Here is a 14,273-nt window from a genome sequence, read left to right on the forward strand (position 1 = left end):
ACGCAGTTTGTGTCCAAGTTCAATCCGAACAAGACACGGAGTTCGGCCATGACCACGTGGTTCCACACAGCCATCCTCGCGACATCGATCGCAGCAACGGTTGCCGTCGGATTGGCGAGCGCCGCAGCCTATAATGACGGCCGTTATCCGATCGCCAAGAAGAGCGACCGGTTGATCGCGGTAGCCGATCGCAGCGGCTCGCCGGAAGTCACGATCGAGAAGCGTTCCGACGGCAAGTCCATTCTCATTCGCGTACCAGCTCCAGTCATCGAATAGGCCGAGGCCCCCACCCCAAAGCCTTAGTGCACGAACGATCAGTACCTAGACCTTCGACTTCAGTCCTGAAATTCCCTGACCACAAGACAAGACCTCCCACCCCAAAACCTTTGAAGCGCCGGCCATTCGCCGGCGCTTTTTCTTTGGCTTTGGAGCCGCACACGCCTCACGCGCGGATCAGGCCTCGCCTTCCGTTTCCGCCTCGGTCTCGGCCTCGCTAAGGCGGTCGACAGAGACGACCTTCTCGTCGTCATTGGTGTTGAAGACGATGACGCCCTGCGAGCCGCGGCCGACGATGCGTATCGGCTTGTCGCCCCCGACGGGCATGCGGATCGTCTGGCCGCTATCGGTTACCAGCATGATCTGGTCGCTGTCTTCGACCGGGAACGAAGCCACGAGCCGCCCATTGCGCTCGTTGACGGCCATGGCGACGATGCCCTTGCCACCACGATTGGTGATCCGATACTCGAAGGACGAGGTCCGCTTGCCATAGCCGTTCTCGGAGATGGTCAACACGAACTGCTCGGCAGCGCTCATCTCGGCATAGCGGGCCGACGCAAGTTCCCCGCTCGTCGCTTCCTCGACGTCGGCTTCGGGCGCCGTCTCCTCGCCATCGGCCTCGCCACGCACGGCGCGGCTCATCTTCAGATAGGCGGAGCGCTCATCGCCCAGCGCATCGAAGTGATGCAGGATGGCCATCGAGATGATCTGGTCGCCCTCGGAGAGCTGTATGCCCCGCACGCCCGTTGAATCCCGGCCCTTGAACACGCGGACATCCGTCACGGCGAAGCGTATGCACTGTCCTGCCGCGGTGGTGAGCAGCACGTCGTCATGTTCCGAGCAGAGCTGGACGTCGACGATCGCGTCGCCCTCCTCGTCGAACTTCATCGCAATCTTGCCGTTGCGGTTGACCTGGACGAAATCCGACAGCTTGTTGCGACGAACCGTGCCGCGCGTCGTCGCGAACATGACGTCGAGCGTATCCCAGCTGTCCTCGTCTTCCGGCAAGGGCAGGATCGAGGTGATCCGCTCGCCTTCCTGGAGCGGCAGCAGATTGTTCAGGAACTTGCCGCGGGCCTGCGGTGCGGCCAGAGGCAGCCGCCAGACCTTCATCTTGTAGGCGATGCCGCGCGAGGAGAAGAAGACGACCGGCGTGTGGGTATTCGTGACGAAGAGGCGTGTGACGAAATCCTCGTCCTTCGTCGCCATGCCCGCCCTGCCCTTGCCGCCGCGGTGCTGCGCCCGGTAAGTCGCGAGGGGGACGCGCTTGATGTAGCCCTCATGACTGACGGTGACGACCATGTCCTCGCGCTGGATCAGGTCCTCATCCTCGAAATCGGCTCCGCCGTCGAGAATCTCCGTCTTGCGGGGCGTGGCGAATTCGTCGCGCACCGCGACGAGCTCATCATGGATGATTCCGACGATACGGGCGCGCGAGCGCAGGATCTCCAGATAGTCGGCGATCTCGAGACCCAGCTTGCTCAGTTCGTCAGCGATTTCCTCTCGCCCGAGGGCGGTCAGGCGCTGCAGCCGCAGATCGAGAATGGCGCGCGCCTGCGTGTCGGAGAGCTGATAAGTGCCGTCCGCCGCCAGTTTGTGGCGCGGATCGTCGATCAGGGCGACGAGCGGCGCGATGTCGACCGCCGGCCAATGGCGTTCCATCAACTGCTCGCGGGCGGTTCCCGGATCCGGCGCATGACGGATCAGGTAGATGACCTCGTCAATATTGGCGACGGCAATGCCGAGGCCGACCAGGACGTGGGCGCGATCGCGAGCCTTGTTGAGCAGGAAGCGCGTGCGCCGCGCTACCACTTCCTCACGGAAATTGACGAAGGCCTGGATCAGATCCTTCAGGTTCATGAGCTGCGGGCGGCCGCCCGTCAGCGCCACCATGTTGACGCCGAATGACGTCTGCAGCGGCGAGAACCGGTAGACCTGATTGAGCACCACGTCGGCAACGGCGTCGCGCTTCAGTTCGATCACGACGCGCATGCCCTGGCGGTCGCTCTCGTCGCGGATGTCGGAGATGCCTTCGATGCGCTTGTCGCGCACGAGCTCGGCGATCTTCTCGATCATCGTCGCCTTGTTCACCTGATACGGAATCTCGGTGATGACGAGTGCTTCACGTTCCTTGCGGATCGTCTCGACGGCCACGCGGCCGCGCATCAGGACCGAGCCGCGACCTTCCGAATAGGCCGAGCGAATGCCGCTCCGACCGAGAATCAGGCCGCCGGTCGGGAAATCCGGCCCCGGCACAATTTCCATCAGATCTTCGATCGAAATCGCGGGATCGTTCAGATAGGCAATGCAGGCGTCGATCACCTCGCCGAGATTGTGCGAGGGAATATTGGTCGCCATGCCGACAGCGATGCCGCCCGCACCGTTGACCAGAAGGTTGGGGAACCGGGCCGGCAGGACGACGGGCTCGCGCTCGGAACCGTCGTAATTGTCCTGGAAGTCGACCGTGTCCTTGTCGATATCGTCCAGCAGCGAACGCGAGGACTTGGCAAGGCGCACCTCGGTGTACCGCATCGCGGCAGGGCTATCGCCGTCGACCGACCCGAAATTGCCCTGGCCATCGACCAGCATGACGCGCATGGAGAATTCCTGCGCCATGCGGACGAGGGCAAAATAGACCGACTGGTCACCATGCGGATGGTACTTACCGATCACGTCGCCGACGATGCGGGCGGACTTGCGATAAGGTTTGTTCCAGTCGTAGCCCTGCTCGTTCATCGAATGCAGGATACGGCGATGCACAGGCTTCAAGCCGTCGCGCGCATCGGGTAGTGCGCGGCTCACGATCACGCTCATCGCATAATCGAGATAGCTGCGCTTCATCTCGTCGGTGATCGAGATGCCTTCAAACTCGGATGGCCGGCCGTCACCCTTGTCATCGGGGCGAGGCGGCTCGTTGGTATCGGACAAGGGATGTTCCGGAATCAGTTTCTCTTCACGCCATCATAGGCACCGCATTGCGGCGGTTCAAGGAAACCAGACGACGCAGGGCCGATAAGCCCGCGAACCTTTCCCGCGCCATGCCGCCGCAGCGGTGAAAACTTCGATCCCCCGTGCTTGCCTGCCACTAGCTGACATGCAAAATGGCGCCCCAACGTCGATCTCGTTCGCGTCCGAGGTTCCCGCGCGTTCTGGACGGGCAGCAGATTCGATATCATTCCGGCGCGGCGTCGATGCTCTTTTCATCTCCCGAATTCATATTTCTGTTTCTGCCGGTCGTTGTCGCCGTTACCTATCTGATCGGAGTCTATTCCGATTTCGGCGCCAAGCTCTTCCTCATCGTCGCTTCGGCCTACTTCTATACGGTCTCGGGTCTCACGGACGTCATCGTCCTGGCGCTGTCGCTGCTCGCCAATTTTGCCTTGGCGCGCGCGATCGAGCGCGGCCGTTATGCCCGACTGTTTCTGGCCGCAGGCATCCTCTTCGATGTCGCCGTGCTGGGTTATTTCAAATATTTCAATTTCATAACCGACACGATCAACACGACCTTCGGGCGCGAGATCGCGCATGGCGAGTTCCGCCACCTGCCGCTCGCCATCAGCTTCTTCACCTTTCAGCAGATCGCGTTCCTAATCGACGTCAAACGCCGCAACATCGAACGTCCGAACCTCCTCAACTACATATTCTTCCTGTTCTTCTTCCCCCATCTGATCGCCGGACCGATCACGAGCTACCTGCCGATCAGCCGGCAGATCGAACTGAAGCGCGTTTTCACGCCGCGCGTGCGCAACATCTGCTTCGGCTGCGCCCTGTTCGCGATCGGCCTGGCGAAGAAGGTGCTCATCGCCGATCCGCTCGGCAACTATGTCCGACCATTCTTCGCGATGCAGTCGGAACTCGGCATCGGCACATCCTGGCTCGCCGCCTTCGCCTATTCGTTCCAGATCTACTTCGACTTTTCCGGCTACAGCGACATGGCGATCGGCCTTGGTATGCTTTTCAACATCCGCCTGCCACTGAACTTCGCCTCGCCCTACAAGTCGCATTCGATCCAGGAGTTCTGGCGGCGCTGGCATATCACGCTGTCCAACTGGCTGCGCGACTACGTGTACATCTCTCTCGGCGGGAACCGGCGCGGTGGCGCACGGACCTATCTGAATCTCGTGGCCACCATGTTGATCGGCGGCATCTGGCACGGCGCCGGATGGGGGTTCGTCCTGTGGGGGCTGATGCACGGCCTCGCGCTGGCGGCCAATCGCTGGTATTCGCGCTCCAGCCTGCCACGCCTGCCGGCATCCTTCGCCTGGCCCCTCACCTTCCTGTTCGTGACCGTCACCTGGGTGCTCTTTCGCTCGGCGAACCTCAGCGACGCCGGCGTGCACCTTTCGGCGATGGTCGATTTGCCGAGCCTCGCCACCGACAGCTTCCGGCCGTTTCTGGATCGGGCAGCCTTCAACCGCATGATGGCACTAGTCGTCTTTGCCGGCGTCCTCGCCTTCCTCGCCCCGACGGCAACGATGATCGCCGGCGCAACGATCTCGCCGGACCGCAAGATCGCGCTGCGCGCCGCGATCCTCGCCGGTATCCTCTTCGGCATGGCGCTCGTAACCTTCACCGGCGGAACGTCGACGAATGACTTCATCTATTTCCGCTTCTGACAAAAGCCGGTTCAGCCGCGCGGCGCTGAAGGCAGGCGCGCGCCGCAATCTTTCCGTGATGGCGTTGTTCGCGGTGCTGACACTCGCCGCTTATATCGGCCTCGTGTTCTTCCAGCTTGGCAGCTGGTCGAAGGCAGAGTGGTGGCTGCGCGACATCATCAATCTGCGGCGGATCTTCTACACGGAGGAACTGGCGAATTTCCCTCCCGATCAGCAGAAGACCCTGATCATTGGTGGGTCCGCGTCGCTCTTCGGCGTCAACAGCCGGCAAATCCAGACGGAGATCGGCGAGCCCGTGCTCAATCTCGGCCTCCATGCCGGTCTCGACATTGATCTGCTCATGTCCGCCGCCAACGAATATGTCGACACCAATGACCGCGTCGTCGTTCCGCTTGAGTTCGAACTCTACAACCGCGAAAGCCCTACCGACCTGACGCCGGCGAATTTCCTCGCCTTTTTCTACGCCTACATGAAGCCCGTCCCGCTCTCGCACTATCCCGAGATCCTCATCGCCGTGTCGCCGGTGCAGATCCTGGAAGCCGCATGGGAGAAGATCGAGGCCGGGCTTCGAGGCAAGCGACGCCATCCGCTGCTGGATGATCCGGCACTTCTCGCCGACTGGCAGAAAGTCCGGGCCGAGCCCGGGCTGAAGGGCTATGGGCCCTACGACTATTCGACGATGACGGATCACGGCGACAAGGAACTGATCCTCAATACGCCGCCTCGATTGTTGAAGACACTGGCGCCACTCAATACACCGATCGTCGCCAACCTATCGCCCTATGGTATCCGCCAGCTCACGACCTGGCGCGACATCATCGCCGGCGAAGGTGCCAGCATGTTCCTGACCTGGCCCGTCATTCTGGAGGACGATTCCGGTTCGATCTTTAACGAGAGCTACTGGAACCGTCTGATCAAGCTTGCAAAAGCGTCGTCCGAGCAGGGGCTTCCCATCTATTGCGATCCGGTCGCAGCGGTGGTGCCCAGGCAGTACCGCTACGACACCGTCTACCATCTGAATGCCAAGGGTTCGGCGATCTATTCGGACGGCCTCGCCGCCTGCATCCGGGACATCGAGAAGCATCCATTCGATTTCGCGTCGGCGGATCCGAAAGACCTCGCCCGGCGGGCGCGGGAGAAGGTCGAGGGGCTGCGGATACCGGCGGAACCGCTGGTCTTCCCTTATGAGCGAAATCTCGTCCGCCTCCATCGCCTGCAAGCCGCCATCGACCAGATTCATGCGGAGGGCGGGGCCTATCCTTCTACCCTGCCGCCGGGCCCCAACGCTGCCTCGCTCTGGTATAAGAGCGACGGCAAGGACTACAAGCTGCTCGCCGAGGATGCGGACGAGTGCTACGTCGTCGAGATGGTGGCTCCCGACCGCGTCGACCCGGTTCGCCGCAAGGACGAGAGTTGCGGCGCCTATGGCTATTGGAGCGCGGGCGCGGCGGACTGGTAGGCTAATCGACAGCGTGCCAAGCTCGCCTTGCTAAGCAGGCGGTCTCGGAGGTCGCGGTGGCGGACTATTGGCTGAATGCGCTGGTGACGCTGTTCGTGACACTGGATCCGATCGGCCTCGCGCCAATCTTCGTTGGCCTGACGCGCGGCATGACGAAGGAACAGCGTCGCCAGACGGGGTTCCGTGCGACGTTGACGGCCGCGGCAATCCTGTTCGTCTTCGCGCTTGGCGGCCAGGGGTTGCTGAATTTCCTCGGCATCTCGCTTTCCGCCTTCCGCATCGCTGGCGGACTGCTGCTTTTCTGGATCGCCTTCGAGATGGTTTTCGAGCGGCGCGACAAGCGCAAGCAGACTTCCGCCGACCGGGCGCTGGGCGAAGAGGCCATGACCGGCGAAGACGTCCGCCACATCGCGGTCTTCCCGCTCGCGATTCCGCTGATATCGGGACCCGGCGCGATTTCTGCGACGATCCTGACCGCGTCGTCGGCGCCGAACCTCCTCGCGCTGATCGGCCTCCTCGTCATCATCGCAGCGCTGATCGGAAGCTGCCTCGTCGTGTTCCTGCTCGCCGGTCCGCTCGACCGCGCACTCGGCGAGACCGGACGGATCGTCCTGACGCGCCTGCTCGGTGTGCTGCTCGCCGCCCTATCCGTGCAGTTCGTCGCCGACGGCGTGGTCGCGATCGCCAAGGCGGCGACGCAGCCTTAAGCAACGGGGCATTCGGTGCTAGACTTCGCTGCCGCCGAAACCGGCGGCGGGAGGAACAATCATGTTCATCGCACGCTGGCAGATCGACGCCCGCTTCGGCCACAAGCAACAGGCGATCGAATTGATGAAGGAATGGGAGCGCGATATCGGTTCGAAAGCCGGCATCGACATGAAGCGCTCGGTAATCAGCACAGGCTCCATCGGCGCTCTGGAGGCCACCATCGAAAACAACATCGCGGTGGAGAGCCTGGCCGAACTCGAAACCTTCTTCGAGGCGATCGCCAAGATTCCGGCCCATGCCGAATGGGGCAAAAAACTCGAGCCCTATGTTGTGTCGGGAACGTCGCGCTGGAGCATCTTCCGCGTGGTTGCCCAGAACTGAAGGCGTACGGATCTCGGATGACAGACTATGGCGCGGCCGGCACGGCCACGCCGAAGGCGACTTCGTGCATGATCCGGCCTGGCATGAAGGTGAAGAAGCCGGCGATCACCAGCGCGCCGGCAAAGATCATCGTCATGGCACGCTTATGCGCGGCAACGCGGTGGCCGCGGGCATGGGCAACGGCGCCCGGAAGGGCCACCAGGGTCACAACCGACAGGATGTGAATCGGGCTCCAGTCGCCCCAGGACCGCATCGTGTGAATGAAGAAGGATGATCCGGCCACCACGACCATCAGCGCCACCCAGATAAAGCCGAGCGAGCGGTGCGGCAGCGTTCCCTTCGGCGCCAGGAGTTGAACGAGCCCCAGCGCGAAGGCGGCAATAGCCGAGAAAGCGTGCAACTGGATTACCGGTCCCGCGGCCAGAAGCGGCGCCAGTGTCACGCGAGAGTTCCTTGGCCTCCGGCAAAGCGCTCCGCGGCCGCGGCGGCGATCCGCTCCAGCACCTCGTCCCACTCGCCATCCCGCTTTTGCAGGAAAAGCCGCGCCGTCGGATACCAGGGCGAATCCTCGCGCCCCTCCATCCACCGCCATTCCGGCGAATGCTTGAGCGCGACGAAGACCGGACGACCAAGCGCGCCGGCCAGATGCGTCACGGCCGAGTCGATCGAGACGATCAGATCGAGGTTCATCATCACGGCCGCCGTATCCATGAAGGAATCCGGCCCGGTCGCGAAATCATCCGGCAGCGTCTCGACCCGCATTACCGCAGGCAGATCGGCGAGTTGTTCGAGTCCATGGCCCTTCTGCAGGCTGATCAGCGTCACATCCGGCAACGCGGCTAGCGGAGCGAAGGCGCGCAGCGGCACGGATCGGACGCGGTCGACCTTGGCATTCGGATTGCCCTGCCAGGCGATGCCGATGCGCAGCCGCCCGGGAGGCAGGCGATCCCGCCATGCCTCGACCCGCTTCGGATCGGCAGTCAGGTACGGAACGCCACCTGGAGCGACATCCGAGCCGGCATGCAGCATGTAAGGCAGGCTCATCACCGGCACATGCATGTCATGCAGCGGCACCTTTTCGGCGCGTCCGACGACGGTGACATTGCCGAGGCTAGACAGAATGGCCCGCAGCGGCGGCTGTACTTCGAGAATGACCTTGCCGCCCCTGCCCTGCAGCAGCTTGACGAAGCGGCTGAACTGGATGGTGTCGCCGAGGCCTTGCTCGGCATGGACCAGCAGCGTCCGGCCGAAGACTTCCGACCCGTCCCATTCCGGCGTCGAGAACTCGCGCTTCTCCCAGCCGCCCATGGCGCGGCGGCGCTCGAAATCGGGCCAGCCCTCCTGAAAGCGCCCCAGCGAGAGCAGCAGCGTGCCGCGGCCATAGATCGCCTCGTCCGAAGCCGGATCGATCCGCAACGCGGCTGAATAGTCCCGCAGCGCCTCCGCCTGCCGACCGACGAGCCGCAGTGCATTGGCGCGGTCGGTGCGCGCGCCGGCATGGTTCGGCGCCAGCGCGAGGGCCCGGTCATAAGCGTCGACCGCCTCGTCATAGCGATCGAGCTCATAAAGCGCGTTGCCGCGCAGGGCGTGATATTCGGCCGAAAGCGCCGGCTTGCCGCTGGCTCGATCCAACGTCGCTAGGGCGTCCGCCGGTCGGCCGGCGACAATCTCCGTGCTCGCACGGCTTGCGAGAATGCCGACATCGTCCGGACGCAGCGCGATGGCGCGATCGAAACTCGCCAGCGCCTCCTCCGTGCGGCCGAGATCCTGCAACGCCACGGCGCGGCTGATCCATAGCTCGGGAAAGGCAGCGCCGGAGGCGACGGCGCGATCGTAGAAGGCGATCGCCTCAACCTGGCGCCCAAGAACGCGCAGCAGTCGGCCCTTGTTGTGGAGGAAAGCGACATGCCGTGGCGCAAAGGCGAGCGCCTTGTCGAAGCTCGCCATCGCGTCGTCGAAGCGGCCGAGCTCCTGCAGGCGGATGCCGCGATTATTATAGGCCTCGGCGAAGTTCGGCCGGACGGCAATGGCCCGCTCATAGCTCGCCAGCGCCTCCTCATGCCGCCCGAGCGACTCCAGCGCCGTGCCGCGATTGAAATAGCCTTCGGCGAATTTCGGGTTGGCCGCCAGCGCCTTGTCATAGGCCGCTACGGCATCGGCATGGCGGCCGAGCTGCTGCAGGCTCGTCGCCTTGGCACTGAGGAGTTCCGGCACGCCCGGCTTCATAGACAACGCCTTGTCGAAGCTCTCGACGGCCTGCTTGTGCTGGCCGAGCCCAGCCTGGATCAGAGCAAGAAGATAGCGCGCATCGAAGACGTTTGGCCGGGCGGAGAGAACCAGCCGGCAATTGCGCTCCGCCTCCGCAAGCTGGCCGGCATTATAGGCGCCGACCGCCTTGGCGAAGGTCGCCTGGAGCGACGATGCTGGGTTGCTCATGGTTCGCGCGTCCCCTCCCCGGCCCGAATACGCCGGAACACCGCAGGCTCTTAGACATTTACCCGTTCAAGATCAACGCTCTGCAACCGCCGGGCAGCCTCAATCGTCCGGCCGGCACGCACCGCAGCAGCCAGGCCGAGCCAGGGGTCCAGCGACCAGTAGGAGCCCGCCGCGCCGGAGGGCGAAGTGAGGACATGCAGGCGGCTAGCCCCGATTCGCTCAACCTGCTCGCCATAGGGGATGGTGCCTGTCGGCCGGCCGAGCGCAAGGCTCGCCGCGCGTTTCGAGGTAAAGGCAAGAAGAAGCGGCCGATAAATGCCGATCTTCTCATGCAGCGCGGCGGCGTCGACGCGCGACAGATCGATCGCATCGTCCTGCCCGACATGCTCCTTAGCAACATCGGTCAAACCGATGCCGAAGCCGAGTACCTCGCGAAACTCGGCCGGCTGCAACCGTCGCGGCGTCAGGCCGACTTCATGAAGCGTCGGCCAGAACTTGTTGCCGGGCTTTCCATAATAGGCCCCCACCCGGGCCGACCAAGCCCCCGCCCCCGTTCCACAGAACACGACATCAAGGTCGGGGGCGAGAATATCGGGAAGGATCGGCATGGAACGCAACGCCGGTCTGGAACGCCTAGAACGGGATGTCGTCGTCGAGATCGGCGCCGAAGGAGCTGGAGGCCGGGGCGGGCTGACGGGCGCCGCCGCGTGGGCTTTCCATCGGGCTGGAACGGCCGAATTCGCCGCCGCTACCGGCGCCGTAGTCACCCGCCTCGCCCCCGCCCGAGCGGCCATCGAGCAAGGTCAACTCGCCACGGAAACGCTGCAGGACGATCTCGGTGGTGAACTTCTCCTGGCCGGACTGGTCCTGCCATTTGCGCGTCTGCAACTGGCCCTCGATATAAACCTTCGAGCCCTTCTTCAGATATTGCTCGGCAATCTTGGCGAGATTCTCGTTGAAGATCACCACACGGTGCCACTCGGTCTTTTCCTTGCGCTCGCCGCTGGCCTTGTCGCGCCAGCTCTCCGACGTCGCGATGTTCAAATTGACGATCGGATCGCCGGACTGCGACCGGCGCACCTCCGGGTCGCGGCCGAGATTGCCGACCAGAATTACCTTGTTGACGCTGCCGGCCATGTTGGCTTCCTTCTCTCACTTTCCCGGTAGGATAAACCGAAACGACCGTCACGGCCCGGCGCAATCGGGCTTGTCCACATCGAAACGGCCTCATGTTCTCTTTTTGTTCTAGACAAGTCCAAACGATCTGGCAACATGGCTTTCTAGATTCGATGACGTTGTCGTTCGATGCGCTCCAAGGGCGGCGCTCTTGCGGTGCCGCTTCTTGTTTCAGCGGCTCGATTGCCTAAATTGGCGTGTCGGCCATCGTGCCGGCAGCTCTCCGACGGATTGGTCACATGGTTCACGACACCGACGCACCGCGCCCGGGCGCCGCCACGGGCAAGTACATATCGATCCGCGGTGCGCGCGAGCATAATCTCAAGAACATCGATATCGATATCCCGCGCGACAAGCTCGTCGTACTGACCGGGCTCTCGGGATCCGGAAAATCGTCGCTTGCCTTCGATACGATCTATGCGGAAGGCCAGAGGCGCTATGTCGAGAGCCTGTCGGCCTATGCGCGCCAGTTTCTGGAGATGATGCAGAAGCCGGATGTCGACCAGATCGACGGCCTCTCGCCCGCGATCTCGATCGAGCAGAAGACGACGTCGAAGAACCCGCGTTCGACGGTCGGCACGGTCACCGAGATCTACGACTATATGCGCCTCCTGTTTGCGCGCGTCGGCATTCCCTATTCGCCGGCAACAGGCCTGCCGATCGAGAGCCAGACGGTCAGCCAGATGGTCGACCGCGTGCTGGCCCTGCCGGAGGGGACGCGTCTATTTCTGCTCGCGCCGATGATCCGCGGCCGCAAGGGCGAGTACAAAAAGGAACTGGCGGAGTTGCAGAAGAAGGGCTTCCAGCGCATCAAGCTGGACGGCGTGTTCTTCGAGATCGACGAGGCGCCTGCGCTCGACAAGAAGCTCAAGCACGACATTGACGTCGTCGTCGACCGCATCGTGGTGCGCGGCGATATCGCCGCGCGGCTGGCGGATTCGTTCCAGACGGCGCTGGAACTGGCCGAGGGCATAGCGGTTGCCGAGTTCGCCGATGAAAAGGACGAAAAGGGCAATGAGCGCCGCGTCCTGTTCTCGGAGAAGTTCGCCTGTCCCGTTTCCGGCTTCACCATCGCCGAGATCGAGCCGCGCCTCTTTTCGTTCAACAATCCCTTCGGCGCCTGCCCGGAATGCGACGGGCTCGGCTCGGAGAAGAAGATCGATCCCGACCTCGTCGTGCCGGATGGCTCGCTGACGCTAAAGCAAGGCGCCGTCGCGCCTTGGGCGAAGTCTTCCTCGCCCTATTATGTGCAAACGCTGGAGGCGATCGCCCGCCATTTCGACTTTGCGATGACCGACCCCTGGGACGAGATTCCGGAGGCAGGACGCAACGCGATCCTCTATGGCACCGGCAAGCAGGAGGTCGAGTTCGTCTATAATGATGGCACGCGCGCCTACAAGACGAAGAAGTCCTTCGAGGGCGTCGTCACCAATCTGGAGCGGCGCTGGCGCGAGACCGAGTCGAACTGGGCCCGCGAGGAGATCGAGCGCTATCAGGGCGCGACGCCATGCAAGGCCTGTGGCGGCGCGCGGCTGAAGCCGGAGGCGCTGGCGGTCAAGATCGCCGGCAAGCACATCGCCCAGATCTCCGAGATGTCGATCCGACATGCTGCCGCCTGGTTCGGCACATTGCCGGGCGAACTGAACGACAAGCAGAACGAAATCGCGGTGCGGATCCTCAAGGAGATCCGTGAGCGCCTCTCCTTTCTGGTCGATGTCGGTCTCGACTATCTGATGATGTCGCGCAATTCCGGCACGCTATCCGGCGGCGAGAGCCAGCGCATCCGCCTCGCCTCGCAGATCGGCTCCGGGCTGACGGGCGTGCTTTATGTGCTCGACGAGCCGTCGATCGGCCTGCATCAGCGCGACAATGAACGGCTGCTGGAAACGCTTAGGCATCTGCGCGACATCGGCAATACGGTGCTGGTCGTCGAGCATGACGAGGACGCGATCCTGACCGCCGACTATGTGGTCGACGTCGGCCCGGCGGCGGGCATTCACGGCGGCGAGATCGTCGCCAAGGGCACGCCGGCCGAGATCATGGCCAATCCGGCGTCGCTGACGGGGCGCTATCTTTCAGGCGAACTGGCCGTCGAGATACCTGAGAAGCGCCGGCCGATTTCCAAGACGAAGAAGATCCGCGTCGTCGGCGCGCGCGGCAACAATCTGAAGAATGTCTCGGCGGATATCCCGCTCGGTACTTTCACCTGCATCACCGGCGTTTCCGGTGGCGGCAAGTCGACCTTCCTGATCGATACGCTCTATGCGGCCGTCGCGCGGCGGCTCAATGGCGCCCATATCCATCCGGCCGATCATGACCGGATCGAGGGGCTCGAGTTCATCGACAAGATCATCGATATCGACCAGTCGCCGATCGGACGCACACCGCGCTCCAACCCGGCAACCTATACCGGCGCGTTCACGCCGATCCGCGAATGGTTCTCGGGCCTGCCGGAAGCGAAGGCGCGCGGTTATGGGCCGGGGCGATTCTCGTTCAACGTCAAGGGCGGGCGCTGCGAGGCCTGCCAGGGCGACGGCGTCATCAAGATCGAGATGCACTTCCTGCCGGACGTTTATGTCACCTGCGAGGTTTGCAAGGGCAAGCGCTACAGCCGCGAGACGCTGGATGTGAAGTTCAAGGGCAAGTCGATCGCCGACGTGCTCGACATGACCGTCGAGGAGGCGCGCGAGTTCTTCCAGGCGGTGCCGGCGATCCGCGACAAGATGGAGACGCTCGACGAGGTGGGTCTCGGCTATGTCAAGGTCGGCCAACAGGCGACGACGCTTTCCGGCGGCGAGGCGCAGCGCGTCAAGCTCGGGAAGGAGCTCTCCCGCCGCGCCACCGGCAAGACGCTCTATATCCTGGACGAGCCGACGACCGGGCTACACTTCCACGACGTCGCCAAGCTCCTGGAGGTGCTGCACAGCCTCGTCGACCAAGGCAACACCGTCGTGGTGATCGAGCACAATCTCGAAGTGATCAAGACGGCCGACTGGATCATCGACTTAGGTCCGGAGGGCGGCGATGGCGGCGGCGAGATCGTGGCGGAGGGCCGGCCGGAGGACATCGCCAAGGTGGCGGCCAGCTATACGGGCCGCTTCCTGAAGCCGGTGCTCGCGCGTGGCATACATCCGCGTAGCCACGCACAGGGCAGCCAGGCAGCGGAATAGTCAACTCGACACTGCGAAGGACCCTGGGGCAACGGGAATTCCGGTTGCGCC

General features: G+C 63.3%; 11 protein-coding genes. 6 read left to right on the forward strand and 5 right to left on the reverse strand.

The features are described from left to right. Nucleotides 1-48: 48 nt before the first annotated feature. Complete coding sequence (locus OSH05_RS16320) at nt 49-276, forward strand: hypothetical protein (protein ID WP_104219124.1); 228 nt, start codon at nt 49-51, stop codon at nt 274-276. A 177-nt stretch (nt 277-453) separates the two neighbouring features. Here OSH05_RS16320 and gyrA read toward each other — a convergent pair whose 3' ends face one another. Beyond that, on the reverse strand, nt 454-3,117 hold the full coding sequence (gyrA, locus tag OSH05_RS16325) for a DNA gyrase subunit A (RefSeq protein WP_407660411.1): 2,664 nt from the start codon (nt 3,115-3,117) through the stop codon (nt 454-456). 350 nt (nt 3,118-3,467) lie between these two features. Here gyrA and OSH05_RS16330 point away from each other — a divergent pair, with 350 nt between their 5' ends. The 4 genes from OSH05_RS16330 (at nt 3,468) to OSH05_RS16345 (ending at nt 7,440) form a co-directional block, all read left to right on the forward strand. Then, on the forward strand, nt 3,468-4,892 hold the full coding sequence (locus OSH05_RS16330) for an MBOAT family O-acyltransferase (RefSeq protein ID WP_165801583.1): 1,425 nt from the start codon (nt 3,468-3,470) through the stop codon (nt 4,890-4,892). Continuing rightward, nucleotides 4,867-6,351, forward strand: coding sequence for a hypothetical protein (locus tag OSH05_RS16335; protein WP_104219127.1), 1,485 nt, complete (start codon nt 4,867-4,869; stop codon nt 6,349-6,351). The genes OSH05_RS16330 and OSH05_RS16335 overlap by 26 nt, the downstream gene beginning before the upstream one ends. Before the next feature lie 56 nt (nt 6,352-6,407). Next, nucleotides 6,408-7,058 carry a MarC family protein gene (locus OSH05_RS16340; protein WP_104219128.1) on the forward strand — a complete coding sequence of 217 codons (651 nt, stop codon included), beginning with the start codon at nt 6,408-6,410 and terminating at the stop codon, nt 7,056-7,058. Between the two features lie 61 nt (nt 7,059-7,119). Next, nucleotides 7,120-7,440 (forward strand): hypothetical protein, encoded by a 321-nt coding sequence (locus OSH05_RS16345; RefSeq protein WP_104219129.1) that lies wholly within the window; start codon nt 7,120-7,122, stop codon nt 7,438-7,440. Nucleotides 7,441-7,465: 25 nt separating this feature from the next. Here OSH05_RS16345 and OSH05_RS16350 read toward each other — a convergent pair whose 3' ends face one another. From OSH05_RS16350 to OSH05_RS16365, 4 genes are read right to left on the reverse strand one after another with little or no spacing between them, the layout of a single operon-like run. Further along, on the reverse strand, nt 7,466-7,882 hold the full coding sequence (locus tag OSH05_RS16350) for a DUF2306 domain-containing protein (protein WP_104219130.1): 417 nt from the start codon (nt 7,880-7,882) through the stop codon (nt 7,466-7,468). Then, nucleotides 7,879-9,876, reverse strand: a complete 1,998-nt coding sequence (locus tag OSH05_RS16355) for a tetratricopeptide repeat protein (protein WP_104219131.1) — start codon at nt 9,874-9,876, stop codon at nt 7,879-7,881. Before OSH05_RS16355 ends, OSH05_RS16350 begins: the two co-directional genes overlap by 4 nt. Before the next feature lie 50 nt (nt 9,877-9,926). Further along, a complete protein-coding gene (locus tag OSH05_RS16360; RefSeq protein WP_104219132.1) occupies nt 9,927-10,484 on the reverse strand; it encodes a mismatch-specific DNA-glycosylase in 558 nt (185 codons plus the stop codon). Between the two features lie 25 nt (nt 10,485-10,509). Then, a complete protein-coding gene (locus OSH05_RS16365) occupies nt 10,510-11,013 on the reverse strand; it encodes a single-stranded DNA-binding protein (protein ID WP_104219133.1) in 504 nt (167 codons plus the stop codon). A 278-nt stretch (nt 11,014-11,291) separates the two neighbouring features. Here OSH05_RS16365 and uvrA point away from each other — a divergent pair, with 278 nt between their 5' ends. After that, on the forward strand, nt 11,292-14,222 hold the full coding sequence (gene uvrA / locus OSH05_RS16370; RefSeq protein ID WP_104219134.1) for an excinuclease ABC subunit UvrA: 2,931 nt from the start codon (nt 11,292-11,294) through the stop codon (nt 14,220-14,222). Nucleotides 14,223-14,273 lie beyond the last annotated feature (51 nt).

The organism is Kaistia algarum, assembly GCF_026343945.1.
GTDB classification, from domain to species: Bacteria; Pseudomonadota; Alphaproteobacteria; order Rhizobiales; family Kaistiaceae; genus Kaistia; species Kaistia algarum.